16 protein-coding genes are annotated in these 18,416 nt (G+C 38.6%); 13 read left to right on the plus strand and 3 right to left on the minus strand.

Going from position 1 to position 18,416, the window contains the following annotated elements:
- Nucleotides 1-4: 4 nt before the first annotated feature.
- The 5 genes from BM143_RS08590 to BM143_RS08610 all read left to right on the plus strand — a co-directional run bounded on the left by BM143_RS08590 (nt 5) and on the right by BM143_RS08610 (nt 5,714).
- Nucleotides 5-928 carry a PfkB family carbohydrate kinase gene (locus tag BM143_RS08590; protein ID WP_090024117.1) on the plus strand — a complete coding sequence of 308 codons (924 nt, stop codon included), beginning with the start codon at nt 5-7 and terminating at the stop codon, nt 926-928.
- Between the two features lie 87 nt (nt 929-1,015).
- The gene (locus BM143_RS08595) at nt 1,016-2,380 is read left to right on the plus strand and encodes a peptidylprolyl isomerase (protein WP_090024118.1); all 1,365 of its coding nucleotides are present in this window, start codon (nt 1,016-1,018) and stop codon (nt 2,378-2,380) included.
- Between the two features lie 136 nt (nt 2,381-2,516).
- Complete coding sequence (locus BM143_RS08600) at nt 2,517-3,461, plus strand: NAD(P)H-dependent flavin oxidoreductase (RefSeq protein WP_090024447.1); 945 nt, start codon at nt 2,517-2,519, stop codon at nt 3,459-3,461.
- 476 nt (nt 3,462-3,937) lie between these two features.
- The gene (locus tag BM143_RS08605) at nt 3,938-4,654 is read left to right on the plus strand and encodes a hypothetical protein (RefSeq protein ID WP_139222013.1); all 717 of its coding nucleotides are present in this window, start codon (nt 3,938-3,940) and stop codon (nt 4,652-4,654) included.
- Between the two features lie 286 nt (nt 4,655-4,940).
- The gene (locus BM143_RS08610; RefSeq protein ID WP_090024120.1) at nt 4,941-5,714 is read left to right on the plus strand and encodes an alpha/beta fold hydrolase; all 774 of its coding nucleotides are present in this window, start codon (nt 4,941-4,943) and stop codon (nt 5,712-5,714) included.
- Nucleotides 5,715-6,634: 920 nt separating this feature from the next.
- On the opposite strand, the gene BM143_RS08615 is transcribed toward BM143_RS08610, so the two are convergent.
- From BM143_RS08615 to BM143_RS08625, 3 genes are all read right to left on the minus strand, one after another.
- A complete protein-coding gene (locus tag BM143_RS08615; RefSeq protein ID WP_228430733.1) occupies nt 6,635-7,255 on the minus strand; it encodes an HD domain-containing protein in 621 nt (206 codons plus the stop codon).
- A 22-nt stretch (nt 7,256-7,277) separates the two neighbouring features.
- Nucleotides 7,278-7,577, minus strand: a complete 300-nt coding sequence (locus BM143_RS08620; RefSeq protein ID WP_034730870.1) for a rhodanese-like domain-containing protein — start codon at nt 7,575-7,577, stop codon at nt 7,278-7,280.
- Nucleotides 7,578-7,648: 71 nt separating this feature from the next.
- Nucleotides 7,649-8,857 (minus strand): porin family protein, encoded by a 1,209-nt coding sequence (locus BM143_RS08625; protein WP_090024121.1) that lies wholly within the window; start codon nt 8,855-8,857, stop codon nt 7,649-7,651.
- A 106-nt stretch (nt 8,858-8,963) separates the two neighbouring features.
- Here BM143_RS08625 and queG point away from each other — a divergent pair, with 106 nt between their 5' ends.
- From queG to BM143_RS08665, 8 genes are all read left to right on the plus strand, one after another.
- Complete coding sequence (gene queG, locus BM143_RS08630) at nt 8,964-9,908, plus strand: tRNA epoxyqueuosine(34) reductase QueG (protein WP_090024449.1); 945 nt, start codon at nt 8,964-8,966, stop codon at nt 9,906-9,908.
- Between the two features lie 358 nt (nt 9,909-10,266).
- Nucleotides 10,267-10,944 carry a TIGR02117 family protein gene (locus BM143_RS08635; protein WP_394332566.1) on the plus strand — a complete coding sequence of 226 codons (678 nt, stop codon included), beginning with the start codon at nt 10,267-10,269 and terminating at the stop codon, nt 10,942-10,944.
- A gap of 6 nt (nt 10,945-10,950) precedes the next feature.
- On the plus strand, nt 10,951-11,598 hold the full coding sequence (locus BM143_RS08640; RefSeq protein WP_090024123.1) for a murein L,D-transpeptidase catalytic domain-containing protein: 648 nt from the start codon (nt 10,951-10,953) through the stop codon (nt 11,596-11,598).
- Nucleotides 11,599-11,611: 13 nt separating this feature from the next.
- Nucleotides 11,612-12,073, plus strand: a complete 462-nt coding sequence (locus BM143_RS08645; RefSeq protein ID WP_090024124.1) for an SRPBCC family protein — start codon at nt 11,612-11,614, stop codon at nt 12,071-12,073.
- Between the two features lie 249 nt (nt 12,074-12,322).
- On the plus strand, nt 12,323-12,574 hold the full coding sequence (locus BM143_RS08650; RefSeq protein WP_139222014.1) for a hypothetical protein: 252 nt from the start codon (nt 12,323-12,325) through the stop codon (nt 12,572-12,574).
- Nucleotides 12,575-12,681: 107 nt separating this feature from the next.
- Nucleotides 12,682-13,722, plus strand: a complete 1,041-nt coding sequence (locus BM143_RS08655) for an efflux RND transporter periplasmic adaptor subunit (RefSeq protein WP_228384086.1) — start codon at nt 12,682-12,684, stop codon at nt 13,720-13,722.
- A 27-nt stretch (nt 13,723-13,749) separates the two neighbouring features.
- Nucleotides 13,750-16,872 (plus strand): efflux RND transporter permease subunit, encoded by a 3,123-nt coding sequence (locus tag BM143_RS08660; RefSeq protein ID WP_090024126.1) that lies wholly within the window; start codon nt 13,750-13,752, stop codon nt 16,870-16,872.
- Nucleotides 16,853-18,304 (plus strand): TolC family protein, encoded by a 1,452-nt coding sequence (locus tag BM143_RS08665; RefSeq protein WP_090024450.1) that lies wholly within the window; start codon nt 16,853-16,855, stop codon nt 18,302-18,304. The genes BM143_RS08660 and BM143_RS08665 overlap by 20 nt, the downstream gene beginning before the upstream one ends.
- The last annotated feature ends 112 nt before the right edge of the window (nt 18,305-18,416 follow it).

Consider the following 18,416-nt stretch of genomic DNA (forward strand, 5'->3'; position numbering starts at 1 on the left):
ATATATGAAACTTTTAGTTGTAGGAAGCGTTGCATTTGATGCAATCGAAACACCATTTGGTAAAACTGATAAAATTTTAGGAGGTGCAGCCACTTATATCAGCATCACTTCTTCTATTTTAGGCGTTAAATCTGGTATTGTTTCTGTTGTTGGAGGAGATTTCCCACAGGAGCACCTTGATATGTTCACAGACAGAAATGTAAATATTGAAGGTATTGAGATCGTAAAAGAAGGAAAAACATTCTTCTGGTCCGGAAAATACCACAATGATTTGAATACCAGAGATACTTTGGTTACAGAAGTGAACGTTTTGGAGAACTTCGATCCTAAAATTCCTGATTCTATGCAGGATTCAGAGATCCTTTTATTGGGGAACCTACACCCTGGAGTTCAGTTGTCCGTATTGGAAAAAATGAACAAGCGTCCTAAACTTGTCATCCTTGATACCATGAACTTCTGGATGGATTCTGCCTGGGATATCTTAATGGATATGATCGCTAAAACAGACGTTATTACGATCAATGATGAAGAGGCAAGACAGCTTTCAGGAGAATATTCTCTGGTAAAAGCAGCTAAAAAGATTCACACGATGGGTCCTGACTATGTGATCATCAAGAAAGGAGAGCACGGTGCTTTACTTTTCCACGACAATAAAGTATTTGCTATCCCTGCACTTCCACTGGAAGACGTTTTCGATCCTACCGGAGCAGGAGATACTTTTGCAGGAGGTTTTGCAGCTTATCTTGCTAAAAAAGGAAAGGTAGATTTCGAAACCATGAAGTCTGCTTTGATCGTAGGTTCAGCGATGGCTTCATTCACTGTTGAGAAATTCGGGACAGAAAGAATTGAGGAAGTTACCGAATCTGATATGTTCGAGAGATTGAGACAATTTAAAGAATTAACGACATTCGATGTCGAACTGCAATAAATAAGTCTTTTTAAGAAATATTTATAATAAAAAATTTAGACTAATTCGTTAAGAATTCTAAATTTGCAACTTGTTTAAAATAGTAAAATGACAAATAAACTAAAAATCACTTTTCTTCTTGGGATTTTCATGATGATATTCTCTTCAAACATGAATGCTCAGCTTAAACCGGGAGAATTAGTGGATGGTATTGCTGCTGTTATCGGTGATGAAATTGTTTTGGAATCGGATGTGAATGAGCAGATGAATTATGCCAAACAGCAGGGAGCTTCTGACACAGACAAGTGTGAGTTCCTTGAAAACCTGATCAGCAACAAGCTTCTTGTATACGAAGCAAAAAAAGATACATTAATTGAAAACCGTTCTGCTGCTATTAAGGAGCAGGCCAACGCAAAATACCGTCAGTTACTTTCTCAGTTCCCCGATGAAAAAACAATGCTTACCGCATATAAATTCAGAAACGGATTTGAAATGAAAAATGCTATCGAAAAGATAGACATCGATCAGTATTACGGACAGGCTAAATATCAGCGTATTACTGAAAAAGCAGACGTAACACCAAATGAGGTGACAGACTTCTATAACCTGTATAAAATGCAGCTTCCGGAAGTGAAGGATGAAATTTCTTTAGCTCAGATCATGATGTACCCTAAGCTTACAGAAGTTCACAAGGAAGATCTTATCAAAAGATTAAAGAAAATCAAGCAGGATATTGCCGGTGGAGAAACGTTTGAAAGCCAGGCAAGAATCTATTCTGAAGATGAAGGATCTGCTGCCAACGGAGGATTGTACAAGAACATCTATAAAGGGCAGATGGTAAAGCCATTTGAAGCGGCTGCCTTAAACCTTCAGGAAAATGAGATCTCAGATCCTATTGAATCTGAATTCGGGTATCATATTGTACAGCTGATCAAAAAATCAGGGAAAGTATATGATGCAAGACATATCCTTTTAAAGGCTACGCCTACAGACGAAGAGATTAAAACAGCAAAAGCAAAACTGGACAGTATCAAAGGTCTTATCCTTGAAGGAAAGATGACATTTAAAGATGCTGCTTATAGGTTTTCAGACGATAAGAAAACGAAGTTCAATGCAGGAATTATTGCAGGAGCAGACGGTTCTGATAAAATTGAGAGAGAAAGTATTCCGGGATCTATCAGCTACGAACTGGCTGGTCTGAACAAAGGAGACATTACTGCTGCTTTCGAGGATGAAGACAACAAAAGAAAAGTGGTAAAGATGATCAAACAGGAAGATGTGATTCCTGCCCACCAGATCACACTGGAAACGGATTATAACAGAATCAAGCAGATGGCGCTGAACAAAAAGCGTAATGAAATGATTGAAAAGTTTGTCAACGCTCAGCTGCCGACAACCTTTATATCGATTGACGGACGCTATGATAACTGTAAATTCAAAGCCAACTGGAAAAAAGAATCAATCAAAAAATAAATACTAAACCTTCAGAATTTCTGAAGGTTTTTTTATGTTGAAAAGTCAAAGATATTTCCTCTGAAACCGAGGGTTTTTATTATTTTTACGCATGAGCAATTTTATAGATTTCAATTCAGCAAAAAAACTTCAGGAAATGCAGACAAGTCAAAATAGAATTACAGAGCTTTTTAATATACAATATCCTATTATCCAGGCCGGTATGATCTGGCACTCGGGATGGAAGCTTGCTTCGGCGGTTTCAAACTGTGGCGGACTGGGACTTATCGGGGCAGGAAGTATGTACCCTGATATCTTAAGAGAAAACATTAAGAAATGTAAACTGGCTACAGATAAGCCTTTCGGAGTGAATGTGCCGATGTTATACCCCAATCTTGAAGAGATCATCCAGATCATTCTTGAAGAAGGTGTGAAGATTGTTTTTACTTCTGCCGGAAATCCGAAAACTTATACAGAAACCCTTCAGAAAGAAGGAATAAAAGTAGCACACGTGGTATCTTCCACCAAATTTGCCGTAAAATGTGAAGAAGCCGGAGTAGATGCTGTGGTAGCAGAAGGTTTTGAAGCAGGTGGACACAATGGAAGAGATGAGACTACTACATTCTGTCTTATTCCCAATGTAAAACAACATATTTCCAAACCGTTGATTGCAGCCGGAGGAATTGCTTTGGGCTCACAAATGAAAGCCGCCATGATCTTAGGAGCAGACGGTGTACAGGTCGGTTCGCGTTTCGCAGCTACTGTGGAAGCAAGCGCTCATGATAACTGGAAAAAGAAAATTACGGAACTTAATGAAGGAGATACCCACCTTACTTTAAAAGAACTGGCACCTGTAAGGATGGTCAAAAACAAGTTCTTTGGGGAACTGGAAGACATCTATCAGTCAGGAAGAGATAAAGAGGCTTTAATCGCATCGCTAGGTCGTGCAAGAGCAAAGCGCGGAATGTTTGAAGGCGATATGGAAGACGGCGAGCTGGAAATAGGGCAGGTTTCTGCTTTAATCAATGATATTCTCCCGGTAGAAACTGTTTTCAGGAATCTTTTGAAGGAATTTGAAGAAGCGAAAACACCCGGTTTATAAAATTTTAAACCCTAAAAAATGTTTTTTAGGGTTTTTTATTTGAAAATTAAGTACAATCCGAAGTTGAATTTATGAGAACTGTAAATTTTACATATCATTGTTATTATATATTGATCTTGGTTTCATTTTATTGTATTTATAGATCATTTTTAAGCTTTAATGTACGCTTGGGTTTAAAATAATACCATAAAATCAGTAAGATTTAAAGTTAACACTTTTGTGGATTTATATCTTTGATATATAGTATTTTATATTTTAAGTTATTAACATTTTTGTTTCATTTTTTTATCTTTGACTAACAAATTATTAACAAAATAATTCACCATTACTATATAAAAATTATTTCCTTTGACCAGAATTTTATAACTCTAAACATCAAGGAAATGAAAAAATTATTATTACTTACTGGTATTTTACCGGGTTTTGTATTTTCTCAGGTTGGAATTAATACAGCATCTCCACAATCTTCACTGGATGTGGTCGCAAAAAAAGGAGCTACCGATAAAGATGGTTTCATCGCACCAAGACTAACAAGAACTGAACTTACCAATAAAGGAGATGCTTTGTATGGGACAGCTCAAAATGGTGCAATCATTTTTATTACCGACATTAGTGGTGGAAATGTGAATACCCAACGAATTAACATGACAGAGACCGGCTATTATTATTTTGATAGTGTGGCCAACGTTTGGAGAAAAATACTCAATAAGAATGAAACTACTGCCTTAGAACCATGGCAGGTTACGGGAGGAACTACCAATGCTACCACCAATACCCAGAATATATATCAAAACGGGAATGTTTCCATAGGTGATTATAGTACTACTGTACCTACAGAAAAGTTAGATATCAATGGAAACCTACGTATCAGGCAATTATCTAATGGAAGTAATCTGACTGACTATAGCTATAATGTAGTGGCTAAAACAGATGGTACTTTGGGATATAGAACGGTCACTTCCCCTACTCCGTTGACTGGTAATACAAGAGTATCAGATCCCCCACTTTCAACAGGAGTTTCATTTACTAATTTTATTCCAATTATCATTCGGAATCAGAAGTCAGGAGGGGATGCAGCTTCCTACCAAATGTCTTCCAGTGGGGGAAGCAATCCAACCTGGTTAATAGATTTTACTGACACTACAAATTCTAATTCACTTGTTACTTATAGTATTATTTTTCTACCGAGATAAATGGATCAATTGACTTTTAATTATAGAATATATAGATGTAATTTTTTGTGACGGCAGTGTTGATTATTAAATCTTTATTTTCTGTTCTACCATGCCAATCAGCATTCACTTACAGTTTAATGGAAATAATGTAATGTTGTTGTATTAAACAGGTTAATTCTTTGTAGGAAAGACCTGTTTAATCATTTTATCTGATTCGGGTATTCATCTTTTTTCAGGATTCAGTTTTTTATATATTTCACAATTCAGTACATTTGTTGTGGTCTATAATGACTTAGGGAAATAAATGAAAGAGAGTTTTTTTTTAGAAGTCGATCAGGATAAAATTTATATTGAACATCATCATGAATCGAAGGATAAACCGGTTATTGTTTTTCTTCACGATTCTTTAGGCTGCACCGAACTTTGGAGAGATTTTCCGGCAAAACTGTCTGAAGCTACAGGTTGCAATATTCTGATGTATGACAGGCTGGGGTACGGAAAATCCGGGCCCATGCTTACTCACGAAAGACCGGTCAATTATATGGAACTGGAGGCAGATTTGTTGAATGATTTGCTTGTTGAACTCAATATCAGCAATGCCATTTTATTCGGTCACAGTGATGGTGGAACTATTGCTTTGATTACAGCGGCAAAATATCCGGAAAAGATACATTCCGTGATTTGTGAAGCAGGACATATTTTTGTAGAAGAAGTTACCCTGAAAGGAGTCTATGACGCCTGGAATGCTTACAAAACCACCAACCTCGCTGAACGTCTGCAGAAATACCACGGTGATAAAGTAGAAATGCTTTTCAAAGCATGGACAGAAACCTGGACCCGCGAAGACTACAGAAGCTGGAATATAGAATACCTTTTGAAAGACATTCACTGCCCTTTGCTTTTCATTCAGGGAGAAGATGATGAGTATGGAACTCTGGATCAGGTGAAGAAAACCGTTTCTCAGGTAAGCGGAAAAGCGGAACAATATATTATTCCAGAAGTAGGGCATACACCCCATAAGCAAGTTCCTGAATTAGTTCTCAATAAAGCTGCGGATTTTATTAAGCGCAACAGCTGATTACAAAATACGATTCCTAATGAAAGCATCCTGATCACCAGGGTGCTTTTATGTTTTTATGTGTACATATTTTAAACTGTTTTTGACAATTTGTATAAAACATACATATGACAAAAACGATCTGGCTCATTTTTTATGGTCATCTGATCCGGATGTAAAGAATCAGTGTATTCTTATTTGTACAGATTTTAGTGAAAATCAAAAGTTCAAAAAAATATTCTGGAGATAAATTTTACAGTTATTTTGATTGAATTTTTAAAATATTAAACTATAGCTAAAATCTTTGTAAGTGCCTGTTAACGGCTGTTTTAAATCAAAATTCCTGTTTGGAATTTACACAAAATAAACAATTAAAATCACGTATAAGTGATATGCTAATCTTTATTTTTACAACATCAGACAATTGATAAACAGTCATCGAAGATTGGTTTAGTGAATGTGTAAAAGTTGTGTTTGAAATGGATGCTTTTCATGTTGGGGATGCGGTTTTGCTGCATCTCCTTTTTTGTTTGTAAAAATATAACAAGGCTCAGCTCTGATAATGCAGCTCTGATTCATACTTTTCAAAACATTAAGATCAATGAAGAAGGTAAGGTTAGTTAAAAAAAAATCAAATGATTTTTTAAGCGGTACCTCTTAAAGCGAAGCTAAAACTTAATATTCTTAAAACCTTAACAGAATCTTAATGGTTTGAATTTTTGCTCTCGCAGATGATACGGATAAAGCAGATAGAAAAAGTAACATCTGCATCATCTCCATCATCTGCGTGAAATTTTAAAATCAACTGATCTGTATCCACTCCCTGCATTAGAATTAACTACATCATCTGTGTAAATCCGTGCAATCTGTGGTTAATTTCTACAATGTACCTATGCGTGGTAAAATAAGCTTTATTTGCTACTCAAGTTTTATAGATGTTCCTACAGAAGCTGAAGTTCTGCAGCTATATTTTCTCTGGCCTGCTGCTCATATCGATCCCTGAAATCTGTGGTTTTGAAAATGCTTTCAAGTTCCAGAAAATGGTTGAGCACTTTTCTTCTTCCCGGTTTATACAGAAGATCCGGATAAATGGAATATTCCTTTCGGATTTTCCGGGTATAGTCCAAATAAACTTCAAAATCTTTTCCCAGAATAGAAAGATCAGCATCAAGAAGGTAATTGGTATCAGAATCGTCAGAAAGTTGATGTGATTTTGTAGCTAAAATCTGCGATGATATTTTGGAAATCATCTCTGAATTTAAACCCAGCTGTTGAAGCCTTTCGGCGGCACGCCATGCACTTTTTTCTTCATTCGATTTTGAAGAGGCATCATAAATAATATCATGGTAGAACACAGAAAATGAAATAGCAACAGGATCTTTAAGATGTTCTTTTACCGTTTCCAGTTCCAGAAACATATTCTCAAGATGAAAAAGATCATGATAATACCGGCCTTTTTCAGAATATTTTTTTTCAATTTCCTGCCAAAAGCGGTTGATAAGATCCTGATCTTTTGAGAAAAGAAGACAGAGATCTGTGAATTTTTCTTTCAGATTCATCATGAATGAAGATAAAAAAAGGAACTTAAAAAGTTCCTTGATTTGCTTCCAACGCAGCTTTCAGTTCAGCCCAGCCTCCGCCGTTGTGACCGTCCTTCAAGCCTTGTCCGTTAAGATATTCCAATGCTTTTCCGCTTCTGTTTCCACTTCTGCAGAATAAAATCACTGGTTTTTCAATAGATAAGATTTCTTCTTTTCTGTCTTCTACTTCACCCAGAGGAATATTCTTGGCTCCGTCTATATTTCCGTCCATTTCAAGCTCCATGGGCTCACGAACGTCTATTAATTCATAATTTCCTGATTGTATTACTTCTATTAAAGACATAACTGTTTAATTTTAGATTAAAAAATAAGAACGAAAATACGCAATTTTTTTCTGAAATAAATCTTAAACTTTTAGAAAAGAGTATAGCCTAAAATCAGGGATGATGTAGTATATTTTTCATTCATGATGGTTTGATCCCGCTTAAGGTTTCTGGCCGTTGTTATTCTGAACTCTGCGCTGTATCTGTTTTTATATTTGTACCCAACTCCAAAAGCAGCATTGCTGCCGGATGTGATGTCTACAGTTTTAAAGCCGTTATTGATCGTTGAATTCATACTGAAATCGAAGACATAGGCAGCATTGATAAAGATTTTAGACTGATCATTAATGAAAAGATAATGTCTTATTCCGATTGGAAGTTCTATAGATTTATAATCAACAGTTTTTTTAACCTGCGTCTCAAAATAAGTACCTGGACTTACCACTACATCAGCTTCTCCTTTGAAATATTGATAAGTGGGTTCAATAAAAAGAGCCCATTTGTTTTTATTAAACGGAAGAACGTATTCCGCCTCTAAACCGATTCTGAAACTTGTTTTGCTGATTTTTGTTTCTTCGGCCGTACTGCCATAGAAATCGGTGGTGGTTACAGAAGAAAAATTAACTCCGGGTCTGATATTCAGATGGAAAAAATGCTTCCCTGCATTGGCTGGAGTATAATTGGTAACCGCTCCGCCAGAACATTGATTATAAGCGGTAAATATTTTTGTAAGCTCTTTCTCTGTGTATTTTGTATTCTGAATCACTTTGGTTTCTAAACCGCAGTTTAGATTTTCATAGATATGTTTTTTATATTCCTCATTATAATTTACGGTATTATAATCACTGTAGTAGGGCTTATAAACAAGCTGCTTGGCTTCAGAACCTTCTAGGGTGTAAAAAAATCTTTCAACTTTATTATTCTCATAATACAATAGACCGGCTTTTCCGTCCACCACATATTTTAAGAATACTGTTTTTTCTGTAAAATCCGGGTTTTTATGCTCAGACATTTGGTTGAGCTCTTTTGAAGACTGGTCCAGCATCACTGTTTTTCTTACATATCTGCTGCCTGCTTCGATACCAAATTCCTGTATATTTTTTATCCCTTCATTTTTAATAGCAGATGTTCCGTCTTGTTTATATTCAAATTCTTCAGGATTATTCTTCCAGTCAAGGTTTTTTATAAGAACCTCCTTTTTTTCACCTGAATTGGTGATCATATACCCCTTTTCAAATTTGATCTGGGCATAAGATATAGAGACTGCAAAAACTCCAACCAGCGTAATAATTTTTTTCATAATAGATTATTAGTTTCTGTAAATAAGCATCTACTGCCTGTTTACATATTATTTTTTTAAAGCCCACAAATTTATAAATTAATCTTAATTTTGCAAGGTGAAAATCCTGAATTCCAGTGCCGAAAAACATGCGCAGTTGATTAAGTCCAAAGCCGAACGTTTTGGGTTTCAGAGCTGCGGTATTTCGAAAGCGGATTTTTTAGAAGAAGACGCTCCGAATCTGGAAAAATGGCTTAAAAATAATTACCATGGCGAAATGAAGTACATGGAAAATAATTTTGATAAAAGATTAGATCCAAGGCTGCTTGTAGAAGGTTCAAAATCTGTTATTTCACTTTCCTATAATTATTTTCCAAAAGAAAAAATTTCAGCCTTAGAGAATTATAAAATCTCAAAATATGCCTACGCAGAAGATTATCATGAAGTGGTAAAAGAAATCCTCCGGGAAATGGTGGCAGAACTTCAGGAAGAAATAGGAGAGTTCGGATTCCGGGTTTTTGTGGATTCTGCACCCATTCTGGAACGAAGCTGGGCCAAAAAGTCCGGAATAGGCTGGGTAGGAAAAAATGCCAATCTCATCACAAAGCAAAACGGTTCATTTTACTTTCTGGCGGAAATCATCTGTGATCTGGAGCTGGCTGCCGATCATGCTACGACTGATCATTGTGGGACCTGCAGAAAATGTATTGATGCGTGCCCTACGGATGCCATTGTATCGGAGAAGATTGTTGATGGAAGCAGATGCATCTCTTATGCTACGATAGAACTTAAAAACGAGATTCCTGATCATTTCAAAAATAAAATGGAAGACTGGATGTTTGGCTGTGATATCTGCCAGGATGTTTGCCCGTGGAACAGGTTTTCAGCACCAAATCTTCAGAGCAGATTTGAGCCTAATGAATCGCTGAAAAATTTTAAAAAAGAAGAGTGGAAGGAAATTACTCAGGAAATATTCTCTGAGATCTTCAGGAAATCTCCCGTAAAGAGAACCAAATTTGCTGGTTTGAAGCGGAATATAGAATTTTTGGAACGTTCTTCGGACAAGCTTTAGGATAAATTTTTGGTGACGAATCCTTATCTGGAATTTTTCGGTTCCAAAACTTAGGAGGATAAATCGCCATCCCTTAAGCAGTGCGCCTTAAGGAGGATAAGATTTAATTCAGTAAGAATCTTCGGAAAACTTTTCCTAAAAAGAAAAATTGACCTTCAGGAGACCAATGTCCCACCGAAAATCAACGTTTTTTCTGTACTCTTTTTGGAGCTGTTTTCACTCTTACTTTAAATCTCTTCTGTGATTTTGTATTTTTAAGCATATTTGTGAATATTTCGTAACTAAATTTAATCATTTTTTCGATTAAAACAAATACTTTTACGGAAAATTGAAGATTAAATTTTATTAAAACATGAGCGTGAAAATTGTATTATTATATGTCCTGAAAACAATAGGTGTTATTTTGGGAATTGTGGTCCTTTACGTTATTTTAGGGCTGGTGCTGCCACTTATAGAAGTTTCAGGAGAGGATGACGGGCAGCCAAAGGAAATACCGATCTATATTTACACCAACGGAGTACATACAGACATCGTGATGCCTGTAAAAAACGACCTTCAGGATTGGGGAGCAAAAGTTCCGTTCGCCAATACAAAATCAAAAAGTCCGGATTATAACTATATAGGAATAGGCTGGGGTGATAAAGGTTTTTATCTGGATACCCCTACCTGGGCCGATCTGAAATTTTCTACAGCCATCAAAGCCGCATTTTGGTTAAGCGATTCAGCCATGCATTGCTCCTATTACAAAACCATGAAAGAAGGGGAAGACTGCAAAATGATCATGATTAGTAAAGATCAATATAAGAATCTGGTGAAATTTGTAGAAGATAAATTCGACAGAGATCAGAACGGGAATTTCATCGTCATTCCTACGGATGCTGTATATGATGTGAACGATGCATTTTATGATGCTAAAGGCACGTACAGCTTCCTTTATACCTGTAATACCTGGGCAAACGATGCTCTGAAGGCTGCCGGACAGAAAGCCGCTCTTTGGACACCTTCCGATTTCGGGATATTCAGACATTATAAATAATTTCTGATGAAAATTTTTGCCGTACTTCTGGCCATTCATCTTATAGGGTCATGCAGCAATGAATCGAAAGGAAATCGTCCCGTTGTAGTAAATCCCACTGTTAAAACAGAAAAAAGACCAGAAGCAGACTTATCTGAAATGAAAGCAAAAGCTGATGAAGCCTTGAAATTCTGTGTTTCCAAAAAACTCAGTACAGATTTCTGTATTCTGATTGATATGAGTCTTCATTCCGGAATTAAAAGGTTTTTTGTCTGGGATTTTAAAACGAATTCAGTGGTTAAAAAATACCTTGTCGGTCATGGTTGCGGTTTAAACCCATGGAGTTTAGACGGATCAAAAGACAATCCGAAGTTCAGTAATGAAGACGGAAGCCATCTTTCAGCTTTGGGCAAATATAAGCTGCAGGGAAGAGGTCGCAGCGACTGGGGTATTAATATCAAATATCTGATGCATGGTCTGGAAGAAACCAACAGCAATGCTTTGAAAAGATATATCGTTTTTCATTCCTGGGACCAGATGAGTGATGAGGAAGTTTTTCCAAAAGGTTCTCCGGAAGGATGGGGCTGTCCCACCGTTTCCAACAATGCGATGAAAGAAATTGATCCTATGATTCAGAAAGCCGGGAAACCGGTTCTGATGTGGATATATCAATAATGTACAGAAAATTATGAAACACCGTCTTTTCCGTGAGCAGCAGCTCAACTGCAGTATAGAAACCGCCTGGAAATTTTTTTCCTCTGCCAATAATCTTTCCGAGATCACCCCGAAAGACATGAATTTTATCGTACTCACCCCGATGGAAGACGATGAAATTTATGAAGGAATGCTCATTGATTATTACGTTTCACCAATCCTTGGAATAAAGATGAAATGGCAGACAGAGATCCTTAAAGTAGATTTTCAAAAGAGTTTTGTAGATCTTCAGAGAAAAGGCCCCTACAAATTATGGCATCACCACCATGAATTCATTCCCAATGAAAAAGGTGTCCTCATGAAAGATACCATTGATTATGAGCTTCCCATGGGATTTTTGGGTGAAATAGCCCATCCGCTTTTTGTTAAGAAGAAACTGGAGCATATTTTCGATTACCGTTATAACGTGTTGGAGAAAATGTTCAATACAAAATAAGTCTAAAATGAAATAAGGTCTTTGAAACACTTCAAAGACCTTATTTTTTGATGATATAAAGCAGTATTTAAGTTTTTTTAACATTCAGTATACCTTGGAACCCGTCTAAAATCCATAGTTTCGCGGGACTATCGTTTTTACTAAAGAACCAAAGTTTTTCTTATTGACATGGCAGGTCTCAGGTCCCTTATCTTTTTTTATTTCATATTGGTTTTTACCCTTTTCAATTCGAAATGGGCAGAAAAATCAATGGGAAATATTCCCTGTGTCCCGAATGTAGGAAATGTTCTTATTCTCGATTTCTACGAGGAAGCGGATATGAACACCCACGCGCTGCCTGCTGCCTCAAAAATAGTAAAATACTCAGTCCGTAAAGACGGTTATACCCCGGCAGATTTCTCGGCCATTACTAAAATAACGTCCAGAATCAGCCTTCCTGTTATCGCCATATCTATTATCTGTGGCGTAAAATCTTTTCTCCATCTCCTCCAGTTGTATTAATTTAAGTTATTGATAACCAGTTTATTTTAACGAAATTCTCATAACTTAAATACTTTAAGATGTATTCTAAAAACGTAATAATTTGCATTTTTGCAATATTATTCGCTGTGTCATGCAGTAAAGACAACCAAAAAAATAAAGCGAAGGACAAAGAAGTTCCTGTGCTTGAAATCAAAGAAAAAGATACGCTCGTCAACAACCAGTTCGTCACCGATATCCAGGCAAAGAAAAATGTCGATATCCGTTCACGGATTGGTGGTATCATTGAACACATATACGTCAATGAAGGGCAGTTTGTTCACCACGGTCAGACCCTCTTTAAAATCAGTGATGCTGAGCTCCGGATGGAACTTTTAAAAGCTGATGCTACTTTAAAGCAAACCGATGCCGACGTACGCGTTGCAGAAGTGGAGCTGAAACAGATCCAGAGTCTGCATACCAAAAAATTTGTAGCGAATAACGAGCTGGAAATGGTCAAAGCCAAACTTTCATCCGCCAAAGCCAAACATGCCTTTGCCGATGCCGAAAGGAAAACAGTGTTGCAGAAGATAAGCTTCACAAGAGTCACAGCACCTTTTGACGGCGTGATCGATGTGATTCCCCATAAAGAAGGAAGTCTTGTTGAAAACGGAACCCTGCTGACGACTTTATCCCAGCTGAATGAGGTGTACGCCTATTTTTCCATTCCTGAAAACCTGTACTTTGAACTTTTGGCCAATGATAAAATCGGAAACCATCAGAAAATAGAACTTACCCTCCCGAACGGAGTCAATTATCAGTTTAACGGTGCCCTGAAAACGGCTGAAGGAGAAATAGACAGAACCACCGGCTCCATCAGATATAAGGTGCTTTTCCCGAACCCTGACCGCCTCATCAAACACGGAACTTCAGGAAAACTGATTATTTCCGAGCATCAGGCCAATGCCATTCTGATTCCTCAGAAATCTACATTCTCTATTCAGGATAAAACCTATGTATTTGTCGTAGATAAGCAGAACAAGGTGAAAATGACCGGCATTAAGATCGGAACTACCCTGAGAGATTCTTATGTGGTGGAAGGCGGTCTTAAAAAAGGAGACGTAATCATCTATGAAGGAACGCAGTCTTTAAAAGATGGCGATGTGATTAAAATTAAAAAGAAGTATTAACCTTTCATCATCTTTAAATCAACTGACATGGTAGAAATGTTTATAAGACGAAAGGTGCTTTCGTTGGTGATTTCCATTGTATTTGTACTGCTGGGAATTATGGCATTAATGAAGATGCCCATCACCCAGTTTCCGGATATCGTACCGCCTTCGGTAACCGTAACCGCAAAATACACCGGAGCCAATGCCGAAGTGTCTGCCAATGCGGTAGCGCTTCCTTTGGAACGTGCCATTAACGGAGTTCCCGGAATGACGTATATGTCTACGGTAACCTCCAATGACGGACTTACCTTAATTCAGGTATTCTTCGAAGTAGGAACGGATCCCGATGTGGCTGCAGTAAACGTTCAGAACAGGGTGACGACGATCCTTGATGAACTTCCGGAAGAAGTAATCAGAGCCGGAGTAACCACAGAAAAAGAGGTGAACAGTATGCTGATGTATCTCAATATCACGAGTGCAGATCCGGGCCAGGACGAACAGTTCATCTACAATTTTACAGATATCAACGTTCTTCAAGAGCTGAAGCGTATCGATGGAGTGGGGCGTGCCGAGATTATGGGGCAGAAAGAATATTCTATGAGGATATGGCTGGATCCGCAGAAAATGGCAGCTTACAGTATTTCGGCAGATGAAGTGATCAGTTCCCTGCAGAAACAGAATATCTCAGCGGCACCCGGAAAAGTGGGCGAGACATCGGGAAAAACCTCCAGCCAGCTGCAATATGTAATTAAATATAAAGGTAAATTCTATGAACCCAAACAGTATGAGGAAGTTCCAATCCGATCTGATGTGAACGGAACCATCCTGAAGCTGAAAGATATTGCTAAAGTGGAATTCGGAGCCATGAACTATGGTATGGTTTCCAAAACGGATGGACGACCTTCAGCATCCATTATGATGAAGCAGCGGCCGGGTTCCAACGCCTCCGAGGTTATTGAAAACGTAAAGGCGAAAATGGAAGAATTAAAAGTCACATCATTTCCTCCCGGAATGGAGTATAATATGGCCTACGATGTTTCCAGATTCCTTGATGCCTCTATCAGTGCGGTATTGGTAACGCTTATCGAGGCTTTTGTTTTGGTGGGAATTGTGGTTTTTATTTTCCTTCAGGACTGGCGTTCCACTTTGATTCCTGTGCTTGCTGTTCCGGTAGCATTGGTAGGGACATTTGCTTTTATGGATATGCTGGATTTCTCGGTGAATCTTTTAACCCTGTTTGCTTTGGTTCTCGCCATTGGAATTGTGGTGGATAACGCGATTGTCGTCGTCGAGGCTGTCCATGTAAAAATGGAGGAAGGCATGAAACCTCTTGAAGCGACCATTAGTGCTACCAAAGAAATAGCAGGAGCCGTTGTAGCAATTACCATTGTGATGTCGGCTGTATTTATTCCGGTAGCGTTTCTGGAAGGTCCTGTTGGTGTTTTTTACCGCCAGTTCTCATTGACATTGGCGATAAGTATTGTCATCTCGGGAGTGAATGCACTGACGCTGACTCCGGCCCTTTGCGCGATTATTTTAAAGCCACATCATCATGACAAAAAGAAAACCATTGTCGACCGATTTTTCCAGAGCTTCAATAAAGGTTTTGAAAGGCTGACTGAAAGTTATGTAGGGATTTTGTCAAAATTTGCAACAAGAACGGTAGTCACCTTTGGAATTCTGTTTCTGTTTATTGTATTAACTGTCGTCACCAGCAGATTCCTTCCAACCGGATTTATCCCGATGGAAGATCAGGGAATGGTATACGTAAGTGTTACCACACCACAGGGAGCTACGGTGGAAAGAACAGAAAAAGTACTGGATGAGGTGACTGTCATTGCGAAGAAAATAAAAGGCGTGGAAAATGTAACCACCCTTGCCGGATACAGCATTGTAACAGAAATTGCGGGCTCTTCTTACGGAATGGCGATGATTAACCTTAAAGACTGGAAAGAAAGAGATCTGTCTGTAAATGATCTGATTGCTGAACTTTCCGATAAGACAAAAAGCATTGCCGATGCGCAGATTGAGATCTTTGCTCCGCCTACCGTTCCCGGATTTGGTAATACCAGCGGCTTTGAGCTTCGTCTCCTTGACAGAACAGGTGGAACAATTGAAAATACAGATAAGATCACAAAAGATTTCGTTAAAAAACTGAATGAATCTCCTGAGCTTCAGAACAGTTTTACCAGCTTCGATGCTACTTTCCCGCAGTATATGATCCATATGGATTATGATATGGCAGCGAAAAAAGGAATCTCCGTAGATAATGCGATGTCTACGCTTCAAACGATGTTAGGATCTTATTACGCTACCAATTTTATCCGTTTCAGCCAGATGTATAAAGTAATGGTGCAGGCGGATCCGGAACACAGAGATACTCCCGAAAGTATTCTGAATCTGTATTTAAAGAATGACAAAGGCGAGATGGTTCCCTTCTCAACCTTTATTACCATTGAAAAAGTATACGGGCCTGAAGTTTTAACGAGGTATAATATGTATATGTCTGCAATGATCAACGGAGAACCGGCGGACGGGTACAGTTCAGGGGATGCCATTGCTGCAGTAGAACGTGTAGCGAAAGAAACCCTTCCGAGAGGTTTTGATATAGAATGGTCCGGGATGACCAGGGAAGAGATTTTATCAGGAAATCAAACGGTCTATATTTTTATGATCTGTCTTTTGTTTGTGTACCTTTTATTGGCGGCACAGTATGAAAGTTTCCTTCTTCCGATGCCTGTACTGCTGAGTCTTCCGACCGGAATTTTCGGATCTTATATAGCCCTCGTGCTTACAGGGCTGGATAACAACATCTATGCACAGGTAGCCCTCGTCATGCTGATCGGGCTTTTAGCGAAAAATGCAATTCTTATTGTAGAATTTGCCGTAGCCAGAAACAAACAAGGGTATGATATTGTTCCGGCAGCGATAGAAGGGGCAAGACAGCGTCTCCGTCCTATCCTGATGACCTCCTTTGCTTTTATAGCGGGACTTATTCCGCTGTGTATAGCTTCAGGAGCCGGAGCGATAGGAAACCGTTCTATTGGGACTGCGGCTGCAGGGGGAATGCTTATCGGTACTGTTTTCGGACTGGTAGTGATTCCGGGTCTGTATATATTCTTTGCAAAACTTGAAAATAAAAAGAAAAATGGAGAGATCAAATCTTAGAAATATAGGGTATGGAATGGCGGTATTGAGCTTAGTGTCATGCACCGTTCCAAAAATGACGGAACTGAAAAAAGCGCAGACACTTCCGGATGAAGTGATAAAAACTGAAAACACTTCAGATGCAGACCGTTTTCAGCAGATTAATCTCAAAGCCTATTTTACAGATCCATATCTGCTGGATCTTTTTGAGAAGGTGGTAAAAGCCAATCCCGATTTCCAGATTGCGCAGCAGCGGGTTGAAATTGCCAACAGTTTTCTGCAGCGTTCAAAGATGGATTTGCTGCCCTCTCTTGAAATAGGAGCTTCGGCTTCAGGTGACCGATATGGGAAATATACGATGGAAGGTGTGGGAAATTATGATACGAATCTTTCGCCCAACATTACAGAAGATCAGAAGATTAACCGTGATTTCACCCCGAATTACTGGCTGGGAGCAAGAAGCAGCTGGGAAATAGATGCCTGGGGAAGACTTAAGAATAAAAAACTGGCAGCTCAGAAAAAATATCTGGCATCTACGGAAGGACTTCTGCTGCTACAGGTAGAGCTGTTTACAGATATTGCTAACCTCTATTATCAGTTGGTTGCACTGGACAATCGGCTGGCGATTTATCAGAAAAACTATAATCTTCAGCAGAGAGCTTTCGAAATTGTACTGGCTCAAAGAGAAGTTGGAAAAGCAACAGAGTTGGCCGTTCAGCAGTTTAAAGCACAGAATAATAACTGGCTGGCTGAAATTGAACATATAAAAGTGGAGATTGTAACAGTGGAACAGGCTATCACAACATTGACAGGCAGTTACGGCGGTGGAGTCAAACGCGGAAACTTACTGATGCCTACCAATATGGACATTCTGAATACAACCATTAATGTAGAATCCGTAATTCATTCAAGGCCTGATGTCGCCGCGAATTATTATGTACTGGAAGCTTCTCAGGCTGATGCTAAGGCGGCAAGAGCTGCTTTTTATCCGAAGATCGATCTTGGGGCCAGTTTTGGGCTGAATTCTTTTTCGGCCGGAAATTTCTTCAGGCCCAGTTCTCTGGCGGGGCAGCTGCTGGGTGGATTAATGGTGCCTGTTTTTAATAAAGGACAGTTGAAACATGATTTTAAAGTCGCGGGAAAAGAGCAGGAGATTGCTTTTCTCAATTATCAGAAGAGCATTACCACGGCATTTAATGAACTTCAGTCTATTCTGAAACAGACGAAGATCTATGAAAGGATGCTCCAGCTGAAATCTGAAGAAGTAGGTTTTCTGGACCGAGGTGTGGAAGTTTCCAATGATCTGTACCTGACGGGATATGCCAATTATTTTGAACTGATTAATTCTCAGAAAAGCAAACTGACCGCTGAGCTGGATCTTCTCCAGTTTCAGCATCAGAATACCAGGAATAATGTCTTGCTGTTTAAAGCATTAGGCGGAAAACTGGATTAATTTTTACTTTTTTTTACGATGAAAGCCGCCCCCTGAGGGCGGCTTTCTTTATTGTTTCACAAAATCCGTCATTCAACAGATTTGTTATAGTAAAGCTAAACTAAAGCTTTGA

The organism is Chryseobacterium oleae (assembly GCF_900115055.1).
GTDB classification, from domain to species: domain Bacteria; phylum Bacteroidota; class Bacteroidia; order Flavobacteriales; family Weeksellaceae; genus Chryseobacterium; species Chryseobacterium oleae.